Origin of the sequence: Streptomyces carpinensis (assembly GCF_002154505.1) — a bacterium.
In the GTDB taxonomy this organism is placed as follows: domain Bacteria; phylum Actinomycetota; class Actinomycetes; order Streptomycetales; family Streptomycetaceae; genus Streptomyces; species Streptomyces carpinensis.
In genome coordinates this window covers 1-16,686 of the sequence record NZ_MUBM01000298.1, presented here as the reverse complement: position 1 = coordinate 16,686, position 16,686 = coordinate 1, and the positions used below count along the sequence as shown (strand labels likewise).

11 protein-coding genes and 1 pseudogene are annotated in these 16,686 nt (G+C 68.9%); 5 read left to right on the top strand and 7 right to left on the bottom strand.

Annotated elements, in window-relative coordinates; translation table 11 throughout:
- Window positions 1-43: 43 nt before the first annotated feature.
- From cydD to BZY54_RS34820, 3 genes are read right to left on the bottom strand one after another with little or no spacing between them, the layout of a single operon-like run.
- A complete protein-coding gene (cydD, locus tag BZY54_RS34830; RefSeq protein WP_086729319.1) occupies window positions 44-3,556 on the bottom strand; it encodes a thiol reductant ABC exporter subunit CydD in 3,513 nt (1,170 codons plus the stop codon).
- A 51-nt stretch (window positions 3,557-3,607) separates the two neighbouring features.
- A complete protein-coding gene (cydB, locus tag BZY54_RS34825) occupies window positions 3,608-4,612 on the bottom strand; it encodes a cytochrome d ubiquinol oxidase subunit II (protein ID WP_086729318.1) in 1,005 nt (334 codons plus the stop codon).
- Between the two features lie 18 nt (window positions 4,613-4,630).
- Window positions 4,631-6,139 (bottom strand): cytochrome ubiquinol oxidase subunit I, encoded by a 1,509-nt coding sequence (locus BZY54_RS34820; RefSeq protein WP_086729317.1) that lies wholly within the window; start codon window positions 6,137-6,139, stop codon window positions 4,631-4,633.
- A 211-nt stretch (window positions 6,140-6,350) separates the two neighbouring features.
- On the opposite strand from BZY54_RS34820, the pseudogene BZY54_RS34815 reads away from it, so the two are divergent.
- A pseudogene (locus BZY54_RS34815) lies at window positions 6,351-6,725 on the top strand (cyclophilin-like fold protein).
- A gap of 82 nt (window positions 6,726-6,807) precedes the next feature.
- Here the strand turns inward: BZY54_RS34815 and hisC are convergent.
- Window positions 6,808-7,887: a histidinol-phosphate transaminase gene (hisC, locus tag BZY54_RS34810; RefSeq protein WP_086729316.1), complete on the bottom strand. Its 1,080-nt coding sequence runs from the start codon at window positions 7,885-7,887 to the stop codon at window positions 6,808-6,810.
- Window positions 7,888-8,308: 421 nt separating this feature from the next.
- On the opposite strand from hisC, the gene BZY54_RS34805 reads away from it, so the two are divergent.
- The 3 genes from BZY54_RS34805 (at window position 8,309) to BZY54_RS34795 (ending at window position 11,721) form a co-directional block, all read left to right on the top strand.
- The gene (locus tag BZY54_RS34805; protein ID WP_086729315.1) at window positions 8,309-9,421 is read left to right on the top strand and encodes a LacI family DNA-binding transcriptional regulator; all 1,113 of its coding nucleotides are present in this window, start codon (window positions 8,309-8,311) and stop codon (window positions 9,419-9,421) included.
- Window positions 9,422-9,604: 183 nt separating this feature from the next.
- Window positions 9,605-10,678, top strand: a complete 1,074-nt coding sequence (locus BZY54_RS34800) for a metallophosphoesterase (RefSeq protein WP_086729314.1) — start codon at window positions 9,605-9,607, stop codon at window positions 10,676-10,678.
- Between the two features lie 182 nt (window positions 10,679-10,860).
- Window positions 10,861-11,721 (top strand): hypothetical protein, encoded by an 861-nt coding sequence (locus tag BZY54_RS34795; protein ID WP_086729313.1) that lies wholly within the window; start codon window positions 10,861-10,863, stop codon window positions 11,719-11,721.
- Window positions 11,722-11,843: 122 nt separating this feature from the next.
- Here the strand turns inward: BZY54_RS34795 and BZY54_RS54850 are convergent, their stop codons facing one another.
- The 3 genes from BZY54_RS54850 to thiC all read right to left on the bottom strand — a co-directional run bounded on the left by BZY54_RS54850 (window position 11,844) and on the right by thiC (window position 15,069).
- Window positions 11,844-11,972 (bottom strand): hypothetical protein, encoded by a 129-nt coding sequence (locus tag BZY54_RS54850; RefSeq protein WP_279634730.1) that lies wholly within the window; start codon window positions 11,970-11,972, stop codon window positions 11,844-11,846.
- A gap of 25 nt (window positions 11,973-11,997) precedes the next feature.
- A complete protein-coding gene (locus BZY54_RS34785) occupies window positions 11,998-13,101 on the bottom strand; it encodes a hypothetical protein (protein ID WP_086729312.1) in 1,104 nt (367 codons plus the stop codon).
- Window positions 13,102-13,263: 162 nt separating this feature from the next.
- Window positions 13,264-15,069 (bottom strand): phosphomethylpyrimidine synthase ThiC, encoded by a 1,806-nt coding sequence (gene thiC, locus BZY54_RS34780; protein WP_086729311.1) that lies wholly within the window; start codon window positions 15,067-15,069, stop codon window positions 13,264-13,266.
- Window positions 15,070-15,310: 241 nt separating this feature from the next.
- Here thiC and BZY54_RS34775 point away from each other — a divergent pair.
- The coding region (locus BZY54_RS34775) for a YibE/F family protein (protein ID WP_086729337.1) at window positions 15,311-16,686 on the top strand (1,376 nt) is incomplete at its 3' end.

Genomic DNA, 16,686 nt, shown 5'->3' with positions numbered 1-16,686 from the left:
ACTGAGGCACCTGGCGAAGTCGGAGGCCGGCGAGAGCCACCCTCTACCACGCCCCCACCAGCAGTTCCGTCGCCGCTTCCCGCTCGACCATCCGCCGCAGCGGTCCGGGAAGGGCCGCCAGCTCCGCGTACGGCCCTCGCTGGACCACACGGCCCTCGTCCAGCACGATCACCTCGTCCACCGCCTCCAGTCCGGCCAGACGGTGGGTGATGAGCAGTGTCGTACGCCCCTCGGTGGCGGCCAGCAGATCGGCGGTGAGCGCGTCGGCGGTCGGCAGGTCCAGGTGCTCGGCGGGCTCGTCCAGGACGAGGACCGGGAAGTCAGCGAGCAGCGCCCGGGCCAGGGCGAGCCGCTGCCGCTGGCCACCGGACAGCCGTGTGCCGTGCTCACCGACGAGCGTGTCGAGCCCGTCGGGCAGGGTCTCGGCCCAGTCCAGCAGACGGGCCCGCGCGAGCGCGTCACGCAGCTCGCTCTCGGTGGCGTCCTTCTTCGCGAGCAGCAGGTTCTCCCGCACCGAGCTGTCGAAGAGGTGCGCGTCCTGTGCGCACAGCCCGACGAGCCGTCGCACGTCGTCACCGTCCAGTGCGCAGGCGTCGACACCACCGAGCGTATAGGTGCCCGCCCTCGGATCGAGGAATCGCAGCAGCACCTGTGCGAGCGTCGTCTTGCCGGATCCGGACGGCCCGACCACGGCCACCCTTCGGCCCATCTCCAGGGTCAGCTCCAGCCCGGCGAGCGCGTCCCGCTCCTGCGCCGCGTGCCGGGCCGTCAGATCCCTGACGGTGAGCGGGAACGGCGAGATGGGCGCCTGCCGGGGCCGCTCGGGCTCGCGGACGGGCTCGGGTGCGTCCAGCACCTCCTGCACGCGCTCCGCGCTGCGGCGCACCCGCTGCCGGTACTGCACGGCGAGCGGCAAGCCGAGGACCGCTTCGAAGGCGGCCAGCGGAGTGAGGACCACGACGGCCATGGCCACCCCGCCCAGCCGCCCGTCGACGACCGCCTGGGCGCCGACGAGGGCCGCCGCCGCGACGGTCAGCCCGGAGACCAGAGCGGTGAGCCCGTCACCGAGCGCGGTGGCGGTGGCCGCGCGCGAGGCGATCCGGGTGAGCGCGCTGTCGGCCAGCCGCGCCTCGGCGGCACGGGCGGGCAGCGCACCGGCGACCGTCAGTTCGGCGGTCCCGGTCAGCAGGTCGGTCACCCGGGTCGCGAGGGCGCCGCGTGCGGGGGCCAGCCGCCGCTCGGCACGGCGGGCCACCGCACCGGTGACCAGCGGGACACCGGCGCCGGCGGCGAGCAGCCCGGCGGCGAGCACGGCACCTGCCTCGGGCAGCAGCCAGGTGGTGAAGGCGACGGAGGCGACGGACACCGTCAGTGCCGCACCTGCGGGCAGCAGCCAGCGCAGCCAGTAGTCCTGCAGCGCGTCCACGTCGGCGACGAGCCGCGTCAGCAGATCCCCCCTGCGCAGTCGGTGCAGCCCGGCGGGTGCGAGCCGCTCCAGGCGCCGGTAGACGGCCACTCGCGTGTCCGCGAGCATCCGCAGCACCGCGTCATGGGACACCAGCCGTTCGGCGTACCGGAACACCGCCCGGCCGATACCGAAGGCCCGTGTCGCCGTGACGGCCACCATCAGGTAGAGGACGGGCGGATGCTGCGAAGCCCGGGAGATGAGCCAGCCGGAGGTGGCCATGAGTCCGACGGCGCTGCCGAGGGCGAGGCTGCCGAGGAGCAGGGCGAGGGCGAGGCGACCACGCCGGGGGCCGGACATCGCACGGACCCGGGCGAGGACGCTGCCTGCCCTCCGTCCAGGCTCGTTCCCGGGTGCACCGCCCGGTACCGGGACGTCTTCGGGCACCGCCTCCGCCGGAGATGCCGGACGGCTCGCGGGCACCACCGCGCCACGCACCGGCTCGGACGACTCGGCGCCGTCCAGCCGCACCACCCGGTCCGCGACCCCCAGCAGAGCCGGCCGGTGGACGACGAGCAGCACCGTCCGCGCGGCCGACAGCCGCCGTACCGCCTCCACGACCTCGGCCTCCGTCGCTCCGTCCAGCGCGGCGGTCGGTTCGTCGAGCAGCAGGACCGGCCGGTCCGCGAGGAAGGCACGCGCGAGCGCGAGCCGCTGCCGCTGCCCTGCGGAGAGCCCGGCGCCGTCCTCTCCGAGCACGGTCTCCGCTCCGCCCGGCAGGGCGTCGACGAACTCCAGCGCACCGGCGTCGGCCAGCGCCCCGCGTACGGCGCTCTCGTCCGCGTCGGGCCGTGCCAGCCGTACGTTCTCGGCGATCGTCCCGGCGTACAGGTGCGGCCGCTGTGGCACCCAGGCGATGAGCGACCGCCACTGCTCCAGGTCGAGGTCGGCGAGATCGGCGCTCCCGACGCGCACCCGGCCTCCGGTGGGCCGGACGAAGCCCAGCAGGACGTTCAGCAGTGTCGACTTGCCGGCGCCGCTCGGCCCGACGAGCGCGACCGTCTCCCCCGGCCGCACGGCGAACGACACCTTGGTCACGGCGTCCACGGATCGTCCGGGATAGCGGACGCTCACGCTCTCGAAGGCCAGCGCTCCGGAGGAGACGGCCGCCGTGCCGGACTCCGGCAGCGGTGTCTCCAGCACGGCGAAGATCTCCTCGGCGGCCGCCAGTCCCTCCGCAGCGGCGTGGTACTGCGCACCGACCTGGCGCAGCGGCAGGTAGGCCTCCGGCGCGAGGACGAGGATGACCAGGCCGATGTACAGGTCCATCTCCCCGCTCACGAGCCGCATGCCGATCGTCACGGCGACCAGGGCCACCGACAGCGTGGCCAGCAGCTCCAGTGCGAAGGAGGACAGGAACGCGATCCGCAGGGTGCGCATGGTCGCGCGCCGGTACTCGCCGGTGATGCGCCGGATCGACGCCGCCTGCGCCTTGGCGCGGCCGAAGACCTTCAGGGTCGGCAGGCCCGCCACCACGTCCAGGAAGTGCCCGGAGAGCCGGGACAGCAGCCGCCACTGGCGGTCCATGTGGGACTGCGTGGCCCAGCCGATCAGCATCATGAAGACGGGGACGAGCGGGAGGGTGCCGACGATGATGGCCGCCGACACCCAGTCCTCGGTGACGACCCGCGCCAGCACTGCCACGGGGACGACCACCGCGAGCCCCAACTGCGGCAGATAGCGCGAGAAGTAGTCGTCCAGGGCGTCGACACCCCGTGTCGCCAGCGCGACCAGTGAGCCGGTCCGCTGCCCGCTCAGCCATCCGGGTCCCAGCGCCGCCGCGCGGTCCAGCAACCGGCCGCGCAGTTCGGACTTCACCGCCGCGCTCGCCCGGTGCGCGGCAAGCTCGGTGAGCCAGGAGACCAGCGCGCGCCCGCAGGCGACGGCCACCAACAGCAACAGGGGAGTACGGAGTTCGCCGACCGTCATCCGGTGTTGGAAGGCGCCGACCACCACCTGTGCGATGAGCATGGCCTGCGCGATGACAAGGCCCGCGCCCAGGGCCCCCAGGCCGACGACGGCCATCAGGAAGAGCCGGGTGGCCCTGGCGTAGTGGAGGAGACGCGAATCGATCGGTTTCACGTGAAACATGCCCTTCGGTCCAGAGGGGTGCGTTTCACGTGAAACACACCCCGGTCGGACTCAGTGCGCGGCCTCGGCTATGTGCTGCGTGCCGATCCGCTTGCGGAACACCCAGTACGTCCACCCCTGGTAGAGCAGGACGATCGGCGTGGCGATCCCGGCACACCAGGTCATGATCTTCAGGGTGTAGGGGCTGGACGAGGCGTTGGTGACCGTCAGGCTCCAGTCCGCATCGAGCGTGGACGGCATGACGTTCGGGAAGAGCGACAGGAAGAGCATCGCCACGGCGGCCACGATGGTGACGCCGGACAGGCCGAACGACCACCCTTCCCGCCCCATCTGATTGGCCACCAGCGCGGCCACCAAGGCCACCACCGCCACGACCAGCGCCACCAGGCTTCGGCCGTTGCCCGAGTGGGCCTGCGTCCACAGCAGGAAGGCCAGAGCCACGACCGCCGTCACGAGACCCACACGCAGGGCCAGCCTGCGCGCCCGCTCCCGAATGTCGCCGACGGTCTTCAGCGCCGTGAACACCGCACCGTGGAAGGTGAACAGCGTCAGCGTGACCAGGCCGCCGAGGAGCGCGTACGGGTTGAGCAGGTCGCCGATGGTGCCGACGTACTCGAGGTTCCGGTCGATCCGCACGCCGCGCACGATGTTGCCGAAGGCCACGCCCCACAGGAACGCGGGGATCAGCGAGCACCAGAAGATCGCGTTCTCCCAGTTGCGCTGCCAGTTCTCCTCGGGCCGCTTGGCCCGGTACTCGAAGGCGACGCCCCGCACGATCAGACAGACCAGGATGACCAGCAGCGGCAGGTAGAAGCCCGAGAAGAGCGTGGCGTACCACTCGGGGAAGGCGGCGAAGGTCGCTCCACCGGCGCTGAGCAGCCAGACCTCGTTGCCGTCCCACACCGGCCCGATGGTGTTGATCAGAACCCGCTTCTCCGGCCGGTTCCGGGCGAGCAGCTTGGTGAGGACACCGACCCCGAAGTCGAAGCCCTCCAGGAAGAAGTAGCCGGTCCACAGGACGGCTATGAGGATGAACCAGACGTCGTGCAGTTCCATGACTGTGCCTCCCTCGGCCTAGTACGAGAAGGCCATCGGCTTGTCGGCGTCACGGACGTCGCCGCCGATCTTCGTGGGCGGATTGAGGTCGGCCTCCGTGAGTTCGGGCGGGCCGGCCTTGACGTACTTCGCGAGCAGCTTCACCTCGACGACGGCGAGGATGGCGTAGAGCAGCGTGAAGACGGTCATGGAGGTGAGGACCTCGCCCTGGGAGACACCGGGGGAGACCGCGTGCCGGGTCTGCAGCACGCCGTAGACGACCCACGGCTGACGGCCCATCTCGGTGAAGATCCAACCCCAGGAGTTGGCGATCAGCGGGAAGGCCAGGGTCCAGATGGCTATCCGCCAGTACCACCTCGTCAGCTGCGGACCGAGCGCCTTGTTCTTGAACAGGACCAGGTGCGGCACCTCGTCCTCGCCGACCCTCAGATGCTGCGGCAGCATGAACCTCTTGCGGGTGAGCCAGAGTCCGGCCAGGCCGATGGCGAAGGACGCCATGCCGAATCCGATCATCCAGCGGAAGCCCCAGAAGGTGACGGGGATGTTGGGCCGGTAGTCGCCGGGGCCGTACTTCTGCTGCTCGGCCTTGTTGACGTCGTTGATGCCGGGGACGTAGGAGCTGAAGTTGTCGTCGGCCAGGAAGGACAGCAGGCCGGGTATCTCGATCGCGACCGTGTTGTGGCCCTTCTCCACGTTGCCGTAGGCGAAGACCGAGAACGGGGCCGGCTTCTGTCCGTCCCACAGAGCCTCGGCGGCGGCCATCTTCATCGGCTGCTGCTTGAACATGACCTTGCCGAGGGTGTCACCGCTGACCGCGGTGAGCAGTCCGGCGATGGCGACCGTGACCAGGCCCAGCCGCAGCGAGGTCTTCATCGCGCGCACGTGCTTCTTGCGCAGGAGGTGGTAGGCGGCGATGCCGACCATGAAGGCGCCACCGGTGAGGAAGGCCGCGGAGAGGGTGTGGAAGGCCTGGCTGAGTGCGGTGTTCTGGGTCAGGACGGCCCAGAAGTCGGTGAGTTCGGCGCGGCCCTTGGCCTTGTTGATGCGGTAGCCGACGGGGTGCTGCATCCACGAGTTGGCCGCGAGGATGAAGTACGCCGAGAGGATCGTGCCGAGCGACACCATCCAGATGCACGCCAGGTGGATCTTCTTGGGGAGCTTGTCCCAGCCGAAGATCCACAGCCCGATGAACGTGGACTCGAAGAAGAACGCGATCAGCGCCTCGAAGGCGAGCGGGGCACCGAATATGTCACCTACGAAGCGGGAGTAGTCCGACCAGTTCATGCCGAACTGGAACTCCTGCACGATGCCGGTGACCACGCCCATGGCGATGTTGATCAGGAAGAGCTTGCCCCAGAACTTGGTCGCTCTGAGGTACTTCTCCTTCTCCGTGCGCACCCAGGCGGTCTGCAGCCCGGCCGTCAGGGCGGCCAGGGAGATCGTCAGGGGAACGAACAGGAAGTGGTAGACGGTCGTGATGCCGAACTGCCAGCGCGCCAGTGTCTCCGGCGCCAAAGCCAGGTTCACGTCGTCACTCTCCTTACGTCGCCGTGGTCACGGCGGCGGTTTGCCCCGGTGTGTCCCACACAACAAGGCAGCAATCGGACTAGCTTGTGAACGCGTTCACATTCACAAGCAATTATGACGCACCGATTTTCGACGCGGGACCCGGGGGTCCCCCTTCGCCTCGACGTCAAGCCCTTGGCAAGGACTTCAACAGATTGTTGAATTGCGCCTCATGCAGATACGGATTTCCTGGCCGCGGGACACCTCACCGCGACCCTCGACGACACCCCGACCACCCGGGCCCTCGCCAAGCAGCTGCCGCTGGTCTCCACGGCCCGAACCTGGGGCGAGGAGGTCTACTTCGACACCGGCGTCTCCGTCACATGTGAAACGGACGCCCGGCAGGTCGTCGATCCCGGCACGGTCGCCTACTGGATCGACGGTGACGCGCTGGCCCTGCCGTACGGGCCCACGCCGATCTCGCGAGGCGACGAGTGCCGCCTCGCGAGCCCGTGCAACGTCCTCGGCCGGATCGACGGCGACCCCCCACCGCCTGGCGACGGTGCGCGCCGGCGACCCGGTGCGCGTGGAACCTCTCGAGGGCTAGTGGAACCTCTCGAGGACTGGAAGAGAGACGCGCTCGAGAACCGGAAGAGATCAGAAGACCGGAGCCAGACCGGGCCGGCCGCTCAGGCCTCCTTGCGGAACGCTTCCGCGCTCTTCAGGAAGATGTCGTTCGCCTCGGTCTCCCCGATGGTCACCCGTACACCCTCACCCGGGAACGGACGGATGACCACGCCCGCCTGCTCACACGCCTGGGCGAAGGCGACCGTGCGCTCCCCCAGCCGCAGCCACACGAAGTTGGCCTGCGTCTCGGGCACCGTCCAGCCCTGTGCGCGCAGCGCGTCGACCACGCGCGTCCGCTCGCACACCAGCGAGCCCACCCGGCCGAACAGCTCGTCCTCGGCACGCAGCGAGGCGATCGCCGCCTCCTGCGCCAACTGGCTCACACCGAAGGGCACCGCCGTCTTGCGCAGCGCCGCCGCCACCGGCTCATGGGCGATCGCGAAGCCCACCCGCAGCCCGGCGAGGCCGTAGGCCTTGGAGAAGGTACGTAGCACACAGACGTTCGGCCGCTCGCGGTACAGCGACACGCCGTCCGGCACCTCGGTGTCGCGGATGAACTCGCGGTAGGCCTCGTCGAGCACCACCAGCACATCGCCGGGCACCCGGTCGAGGAAGCGTTCCAGCTCGGCCCGACGGACCACCGTGCCGGTCGGGTTGTTCGGGTTGCAGACGAAGATCAGCCGGGTGCGGTCGGTGACCGCGTCCGCCATCGCGTCCAGGTCGTGCACATCGCCCGGCGTCAGCGGCACCTTCACCGATGCGGCACCACTGATCTGCGTGATGATCGGATAGGCCTCGAAGGACCGCCAGGCGTACATGACCTCGTCACCGGGGCCGCTGGTGGCCTGGATCAGCTGCTGGGCGACACCGACGGAGCCGGTGCCGGTGGCCACGTGAGCGGCCGGTACCCCGAAGCGCTCGGCCAGCTCGCTGGTCAGGGCGGTGCACGCCATGTCCGGGTACCGGTTGAAGGAGCAGGCGGCGGCCGTCACCGTCTCCATGACGCCCGGCAGCGGCGGGTACGGGTTCTCGTTGGAGGACAGCTTGTACGCCGCCGGACCGTCTGCCGCGGCGGGCTTGCCCGGCTTGTAGGTGGGGATACCCTCCAGCTCGGCGCGCAGCTTCGGGCTCATCTCGCTCACCACAGTCCTCCTCAGGGCCACACCGGCTTCCAATACTGCACACCTTATGAGGATTGGGCGCCCGTGCGTATGGGTCGGGAGCCATCACTCCCGCCCGGTCCCCGACCTCCTCTGTCACATAGGCATCAGCGGCATCAGCGTACGAATATGTACGAATTAGGGGGCGCGTCACACATATATCTACGCGCCGGTGGCTCGCGCCGTGGCGCGCATCCCCCGTGAAGGTGAGTTGAGACCTCTTCGAGACCTCACAGACTCGCCAGGTCCACACGCGCCACCACATCATGTCCTGGCATCACAACGCATAACTTACTTGTTTTCTAAGGTAGTTGAGCATCAACGACCATGCAGAAACGTGCCTGTCAACGCATGCATATGCGTCCGCACTACCCCACCGCATGAGCCCTACTATCGGCTCGCCATGACAGCAGCAGGGAAGCACCAGGTGAGCCGCGCGGAAACCTCACGTCGAGGCAGCCGGCCGGGCCGGGCGGGCATCAGAGACGTGGCCGCCGCCGCCGGAGTCTCCATCACGACCGTCTCCGACGCCCTCAACGGCAAGGGCCGGCTCCCGGACGCCACCCGACGCCATGTCCGCGAGGTCGCCGACCGGCTGGGGTACCGCCCCTCGGCCGCCGCTCGCACCCTCCGTACCGGCAAGTCGGGCCTCATCGGCCTGACCGTGACGACGTACGGGGATGAACCTTTCACCTTCACCGAGTTCGCGTACTTCGCCGAGATGGCCCGTGCCGCCACCTCCGCCGCGCTCGCCCGCGGCTACGCCCTCGTGATCCTCCCCGCGACCTCACGCCACGACGTGTGGTCGAACGTCGCCCTGGACGGCACGGTCGTCATCGACCCCTCCGACCAGGACCCGGTCGTCAGCGAACTGGTCCGGCAGGGTCTACCGGTGGTCAGCGACGGCCGCCCGGCCGGCTCGCTCCCGGTCACCGCCTGGGTGGACAACGACCACGAGGCGGCCGTGCTCGACATCCTCGACCACCTCGCCGAGGCCGGCGCTCGCCGCATCGGCCTGCTCACCGGCACCACCACGGACACCTACACACACCTGTCGACCACCGCCTACCTGCACTGGTGCGAGCGGGTCGGCCAGGACCCGGTGTACGAGGCGTACCCCGCCCACGACCCGTGCGCGGGCGCCGTCGCCGCCGACCGGCTGCTGGCCCGCCCCGACCGGCCGGACGCCGTCTACGGGCTGTTCGACCCGAACGGCACCGACCTGCTCGCCGCCGCCCGCCGCTACGGCCTGCGCGTCCCCGACGACCTGCTGCTGGTCTGCTGCAGTGAGTCCACGGTGTACGCCAACACCGAGCCGCCCATCACCACGCTCTCCCTGAAGCCGCGCCGCATCGGCACGGCGGTGGTCCAACTGCTCATCGACGCGATCGAGGGGGTCGCCTCGGACCACCCGGTCGAGCAGGTCATACCGACCGAGCTGATCGTGCGCACCTCGTCCCAGCGGCGCTCCCCGCGCACGACCGTCAGCCCGCCACGCGTACCGGAGGAGCAGTAGGGACAGCCGGTCGCGGGACCGCCGAAGACTGCCCAATCGGGGCGAAAGCCGCGGTGAAACCGAGTCCTGCTCCGATTCACCACCCCTGGGTCATCACATGGCGCGATCCGCATTCCTATGATGGGCCCACGACACCGCGGGCCGCTGCGACCAGGCAGTCCGAAGCGGTGCAGGTGCGGCGCGATGGTGGAGGGGTCGATGACTCAGGGGGCCGGTCAGGGACCCGAAGTGGAGCGGACGGCGACGCTGCGCGACTTCCGGGTACCCGCGTATGTGAACGAGACCGGTCCGTACGCCGACAGCACGCACCCCGCCGAGGACGGCTATCCGGACGCCTACACGCCCACCCAGCGCGACCTGCCCGTCATCAACCGTGGCGACACACTCCAGGTGACCGTGGACCCCACCCCCGCACCGGCCTCGCAGCCCACCACCGGGCCCGGCCCGCTGTACGTCGTCGGCGACGTGCACGGCTACCTCGACGAGCTGGTCACCGCCCTGCAGGAACAGGGCCTCATCGACTCCGCCGGCCAGTGGTGCGCGGGCACCGCGCGGCTGTGGTTCCTCGGCGACTTCACCGACCGCGGTCCGGACGGCATCGGCGTCATCGACCTGGTGATGCGGTTGTCCGCCGAGGCCGCTGCGGCGGGCGGCTACTGCAAGGCCCTCATGGGCAACCACGAGCTGCTGCTGCTGGGCGCCAAGCGGTTCGGCGACACGCCCGTCAACTCCGGGGCCGGCACCGCCACCTTCCAGGCCGCCTGGCTGCTCAACGGCGGCCAGAAGTCCGACATGGACCGTCTCCAGGACCATCACCTGCAGTGGATGGCCCGCCTCGACGCGGTCGAGGAGGTCGACGGCTATCTGCTCGTGCACTCCGACACCACCGCCTATCTCGACTACGGCCACTCGATCGAAGAGGTCAACGACAACGTCCGCGAGACGCTCACGCGCAACGACGCGGACGAGTGCTGGGACCTGTTCCGCAAGTTCACCAAGCGCTTCTCCTTCCGCGACGAGGGCGGCGCCGACGCCGTGCGTTCCCTCCTCGATACGTACGGCGGCACCCGCATCGTTCACGGCCACAGCCCCATTCCCTACCTGCTCGGCGAAGTCGGCTCCGAGGACGACGACGACACCGCGGGTCCCGTGGTGGAGGGACCGCACGTCTACGCCGACGGGCTGGCCATCGCGATGGACGGCGGCGTGACCATGGCCGGGAAGCTGCTGGCCCGGCAACTTCCGCTGGACGCCTGACCGTTCGCCGCGCGGGCGTCCCCCGCAGGGCGTCCGTGCAGCTCGGCACCCAATTTGTGAAAACCCCCTGTCACCGCGCGCCGTCACGGCTCTACCATCGGCTTATCCGTAGCAGGCTCCCCTCCGTTTCTGCCCGACGGCTCGCCGCCATGCGAGCCCCAAGCCCTACGGAGCATCGGGGGATGCACATGAACAGCGTTCCGCAGCACCTGTTGAGCGAGGACCGCCAGGACTACGAGCGGATCCTCGATGAGGCGCTGCGCTCCGCCCCACACCGCCCGGAACTGGCCGCCGTCGGCGAGCGGCTCAACACCGAACAGCTGCGCACCATGGCGCTCAGCGCCACCGCTCTGATCACGGCAGCGGCGGCGACCGAGTACCACCACTACGTCAAGGTCCGCGAGGAACTGCGCCGGCCGGCGCCGTCGACCCCTTCGTCCCTCGGCGCGTCCGGCTCCACGGAGCCCGGCGAGGCCGCGACGGGGCTCGCCGCCACCATGGGCGAAGTCGCCGAGACCACCGGCGCGGGCGCGGGTGCCGTCGTCGCGGTCCTCGCCCCCGTGCTCGCCGGAGTCGCGGCGGCCCTCTTCCTGCTCGTCGGCTACATACTGGAGATGTTGGACCCGGCCCCCGCCTTCGCGCAGACCATGGTCACGGCGGGCTGGGTGTTCGGCGCCATGACCGCAGCGGCGATCGTCGTCGCGGGCGTCGGGCTGCTGCTCACCGCGCTGCGCAACCGCCCTTCGCCCGAGACCGGACCGTACGGCCCACTCGGCGCGGAGCTCGCCCAGGCCAGGGAGGCCTGGCACGACGCCCTGCTCGAGCGCGGCATCCTGCCGTTCCTGCGCGAAGCGCTCGCCGCCTCGGGCACGGCCGCACAGCGTGCGGACCCCTCGGGGCCGAGCGGCCGCATCCCGCAACTCGGCTACGACCGGCCCGGCTTCAGCAGCCCCGACGACGGTGTACCGAGCTCACGTCCGAGCTTCTCGAGCCCGGACTTCACCAGTCCGGACTTCGGAGGGCCGGAGCACCAACCGGAGTGACCAGCGTCCCGGGGCCGCACCGGCCGACTCCCGCAGGGGCGGGCCGCTACGGCACCGGCTGGTCCGGGAGGCACAAACCTGCCCCCGGACCAGCACGACCACCGTCTCGATCAGTCGCGCGCTCAGTAGGCGATCGGCAGGTACACCCGATTGCCTGCGGCCGCGAACTCCTTCGACTTCTCTGCCATGCCCTCCTGGATCTCGCTCCGGCCGGCGCCGTGGTCACGCCGGATTTCCTGCGAGATCTTCATCGACGACATCGGGAAGTAAAGGGCCCTACAGGCGTCGAATGATTTGTGCCTCCACTCGTTCGACAAGCGTACGGCTGTAGGCGTGTACGAGGGAGAGGTGAAACAACGCGGGCGCCAACGGCGCCCACCGATGCACGCGATCGCCCCGCAGCATGTATCTGACCACCGTTGCGGGTCGGAAGGGGACGTAATCGATGGTCTGATGCTCCCATCGGTCCGCGACACCCCGGCTCATGCGTGCTTGCAGGTCTGAGCTCCTCAGATCTTTCAGCTTGGCATAGAAATGACCACTCCAGTGGCGCTTCTCGATGTCCAATACGAAGGCCAGCAGGTCGAGTGAGTACTCGTGCGGCTCCAGGGAGAGTTCCTCGCGCATCCCTCGACGCGACACGGCATGGAGATCCGGTGCGCTCCTTCCCGACGAGTCGATGTGCCGGGACAAGCCCTCGTTCACGGAGGAGTTCCATACACCCGGGGCCATACGAACCCGGTCACTGCGCTGGCTGACCACGAGCATGTCATCGGCGGTGACGACCGCTATGTTGACGGCGAAGCTGCACTGCAGGAAAGGTGGCGCCTTCAAAGGATCGTCCGGGCTCAAATAACGGGAACGCGGGGTGCTTCCGTCCGGAAGCCGACGATCGAGTTGCTGAGCAGCCAGAAAAGTGTAGTAGTCGGTCGGCCGCAGCCGTAAATGGACTTCGGGCTTCTCGTCAAGAGCAGTTCGTGAGATGTCGAACGATTCGACCGCATACCGTGGCCCATTCCATACCGGAGTGCGTCCTTCTGCGCGCAAACGCTCGCTCTCGGCAGCGATTTCCTCTCGCCAGGACAGCATGCCCGAGGGCAGCTCCACCTCGTCGTCGAGCACGTGAACATAGACGGTCTCGGAAGGAATGGGAGATTGTCCGTCCCCTTCGACGATCAAGGCGGAGGTCTGCAAGGGGCCGAGTGAGAACGTGCGCCAAGCGGGCCCCGTTTCCTCCCTGCGCCCCAGACCACGGATCGCGCTCGCTGAACGCCTGCGCAGCCGGTACCAGGCGTCCTGTAGCGGCTGCTGGAACAGCACGGCGAACAGCATGCCGATGACAGCGCCCGCTACTCCGTTGGCAACATCAATCCCAGCCATAGGCAAGACACACTAGGGATCTTGATCGAACCAAGTGACACCGTGTCCTTTTCGTTACTGGTCCCGATGGCATTGGACGAGGCTCCGGATGCCTGTCCGGCCCGCACGCAGGTGTCCGGGCCGGACAGGACTGGATCACGCATCGAGCAGCTGACCCACAGATCAGTCCGCGATCGGCAGATACACCCGGTTCCCGCCTGCCGCGAACTCCTTCGACTTCTGTGCCATGCCCTCCTCGATCTCGCTCCGGCCGGCGCCGTGTTCACGCCGGATGTCCTGCGAGATCTTCATCGAACAGAACTTGGGGCCGCACATCGAGCAGAAGTGGGCCGTCTTGGCGGGTTCCGCCGGGAGGGTCTCGTCGTGGAACTCCCGTGCCGTGTCCGGGTCGAGGGCGAGGTTGAACTGGTCCTCCCACCGGAACTCGAAGCGGGCGTCGGACAGCGCGTCGTCCCACTCCTGAGCACCGGGGTGCCCCTTGGCGAGGTCGGCTGCGTGGGCGGCGATCTTGTAGGTGATGACGCCGGTCTTGACGTCGTCACGGTTAGGCAGGCCCAAGTGCTCCTTGGGCGTGACGTAGCAGAGCATGGCCGTGCCCCACCAGGCGATCATCGCGGCACCGATGCCGGAGGTGATGTGGTCGTACGCCGGAGCGACGTCCGTCGTCAGCGGACCGAGCGTATAGAACGGAGCTTCATCGCAGATCTCCTGCTGAAGGTCGATGTTCTCCTTGATCTTGTGCATCGGGACGTGTCCCGGGCCCTCGATCATGGTCTGCACGTTGAAACGCCTGGCGATCCGGTTGAGTTCTCCGAGCGTGCGCAACTCCGCGAACTGCGCCTCGTCGTTGGCGTCCGCGATGGAGCCGGGCCTGAGGCCGTCGCCGAGGGAGTACGTGACGTCGTAGGCGGCGAGGATCTCGCAGAGCTCCTCGAAGTTCTCGTAGAGGAACGACTCCTTGTGGTGCGCCAGGCACCAGGCCGCCATGATCGAGCCGCCGCGCGAGACGATGCCGGTCTTGCGGTTCGCGGTCAGCGGCACATACGCCAGGCGCACGCCGGCATGAACCGTCATGTAGTCCACGCCCTGTTCGGCCTGCTCGATGACCGTGTCCTTGTAGATCTCCCAGGTCAGCTCCTCGGCCCTGCCGTCTACCTTCTCCAGGGCCTGGTAGAGCGGCACGGTGCCGATGGGGACGGGGGAGTTGCGCAGCACCCACTCCCGGGTGGTGTGGATGTTGCGGCCGGTGGAGAGGTCCATGACCGTGTCAGCGCCCCAACGGGTCGCCCAGGTCATCTTCTCCACCTCCTCCTCGATGGAAGAGGTGACCGCGGAGTTGCCGATGTTGGCGTTGACCTTCACCAGGAACCGCTTGCCGATGATCATCGGCTCGATCTCCGGGTGGTTGACGTTCGCCGGCAGTACCGCGCGGCCCGCCGCGATCTCTTCGCGCACGATCTCCGGGGACACGTTCTCCCGGAGCGCCACGAACTCCATCTCCGGCGTGATCTCCCCGCGGCGCGCGTACGCGAGCTGCGTCACCGCCTGGCCGTCACGGCCGCGTCGGGGCTGGCGCGGCCGTCCCGGGAACACCGCGTCCAGGTTGCGCAGCCCCCCACGCGGCGAAGTGTGCTTGATCCCATCGTCCTCGGGACGGACGGGACGGCCCGCGTACTCCTCGGTGTCGCCGCGGGCGATGATCCAGTTCTCCCGCAGCGGCGACAAGCCCCTGCGGACATCGGTGTCGACGAGTGGATCGGTGTACGGGCCCGAGGTGTCGTACAACGTGACCGACTGCCCGTTGGTGAGGTGCACCTGACGGACCGGCACGCGAAGGTCGGAGCGTGAGCCCTCGACATACGCCTTGTGCCAGCCGATGGACTTCCCAGCCTCCCCGCGGGAAGCGGTCTGCTCCCCGTCGCTGGACTTCTGCGTGGAGGCAGGCGTGCGTGCGTCCTTGTTGGTCATGAGACCTACTCCCTACGCCGGCATTACCCGGTAACAGGTTCGGCGGTCGACGCAGCGGTTCTCGTCTGCCGACGTTTCATGTGAAACATCGCTCGTTCCACGTGAAACATCGCGAAGACGAAGGTCAGCGCCCTCTCAGCCCGGTGCTCCGAGCTCCCGCGTGTGCAAAGGTGCCTCAACGCTAGCGTCATCTGTGGCGCGGTGAACAGTGGGCCCCTGCCACTCTTGCGATGATCTGGCGGTGACCACGACACAGCAGTCCCCCCAGCCTCCTCCCGAACCACGGCGCGGACACAGCCCCGGGCCGCCGGAAGGCGGCGGCCATCCACACGGCCGCGGACCGGAGAGCGGCGACCATCCCCACGGCCCTGGTCCCGGAAGCAGTGGCGGGCACGGACACTCACACAGCCACAGCCATGGGCCGGCCGCACCCGTCTCCCGACATCTGCGCAGGGTCATCGCGGCGATTCTGATCCCGTTCGCCGCCGCGGTCGTGGTCGGGCTCGCGGTGCTCTGGCCCGGTGGCGCACCGTCGCACGAGCGCACCGGTGTGGGCTTCGACCGGCAGACGCAGCAGGCCACGGTCGCCAAGGTGGTGGCGGTGAGCTGCAAGTCGGTGAACGCCTCGGGAGGCACGCCGACCGGCGACGCCTCGACCGCCGAGGGCGCCTCCGCGCAGTCCCATGCGTCCGGCACCTGCAAAGAGGCCACGGTCCGGGTCGACACCGGCAAGGACAAGGGGCGTACGTTCACCGAGATCGTGCAGCCGGATCAGTCACGGCAGTTGCACCAGGGCGAGAAGGTCGTGGTCGCCTACGAGCCCTCCGCACCGAGGGAACTGCAGTACTCGGTAACCGACGTCAACCGGGGCTTCCCGATGGCGCTGCTGGCCGTTGTCTTCGCACTCGCCGTCGTGGTCGTCGGGCGGATGCGCGGCGTCATGGCGCTGATCGCGCTGGCCATCAGCTTCCTGGTGCTGAACCTGTTCATCCTTCCCGCCGTCCTGCAGGGATCCAACCCGCTGATCGTGGCCGTGGTGGGGTCGAGCGCCATCATGCTGATCGCCCTGTACATGTGTCACGGCCTGTCGGCACGCACATCGGTGGCGGTGCTCGGCACACTGATCTCCCTGGTGTTGATCGGCATCCTGGGCTCGCTGTTCATCGGCTGGGCCGCGCTGACCGGCAACACCGACGACAGCACCGGCCTGATCCACGGTCTGTACCCGTCGATCGACATGAGCGGTCTGCTGCTCGCCGGGGTCATCATCGGCTCGCTCGGCGTCCTCGACGACGTGACCGTGACGCAGACGTCGGCGGTCTGGGAACTGCATGAGGCCAATCCGACGATGGGCTGGCGCGGGCTGTACCGCGCGGGCATCCGCATCGGCCGCGATCACATCGCGTCCGTCGTCAACACCCTTGTCCTTGCCTATGCGGGCGCCGCGCTTCCGCTGCTGCTGCTCTTCTCCATCGCGCAGAGCAGCGTGGGGACCGTCGCCAACAGTGAGCTCGTCGCGGAGGAGATCGTCCGCACACTGGTGGGCTCGATCGGTCTGGTCGCCTCGGTACCGGTCACCACCGCCCTGGCGGCACTCGTGGTCTCGGCCGACCGGCC

Bases quoted from the DNA above. Each gene is read 5' to 3' on its own strand.
- BZY54_RS34785 (WP_086729312.1), bottom strand. From the start codon at position 13,101: ATGGCTGGGATTGATGTTGCCAACGGAGTAGCGGGCGCTGTCATCGGC.
- thiC (WP_086729311.1), bottom strand. From the start codon at position 15,069: ATGACCAACAAGGACGCACGCACGCCTGCCTCCACGCAGAAGTCCAGC.
- cydD (WP_086729319.1), bottom strand. From the start codon at position 3,556: ATGTTTCACGTGAAACCGATCGATTCGCGTCTCCTCCACTACGCCAGG.
- BZY54_RS34795 (WP_086729313.1), top strand. From the start codon at position 10,861: ATGCACATGAACAGCGTTCCGCAGCACCTGTTGAGCGAGGACCGCCAG.
- cydB (WP_086729318.1), bottom strand. From the start codon at position 4,612: ATGGAACTGCACGACGTCTGGTTCATCCTCATAGCCGTCCTGTGGACC.
- BZY54_RS34805 (WP_086729315.1), top strand. From the start codon at position 8,309: ATGACAGCAGCAGGGAAGCACCAGGTGAGCCGCGCGGAAACCTCACGT.
- BZY54_RS54850 (WP_279634730.1), bottom strand. From the start codon at position 11,972: ATGAAGATCTCGCAGGAAATCCGGCGTGACCACGGCGCCGGCCGGAGC.
- BZY54_RS34800 (WP_086729314.1), top strand. From the start codon at position 9,605: ATGGTGGAGGGGTCGATGACTCAGGGGGCCGGTCAGGGACCCGAAGTG.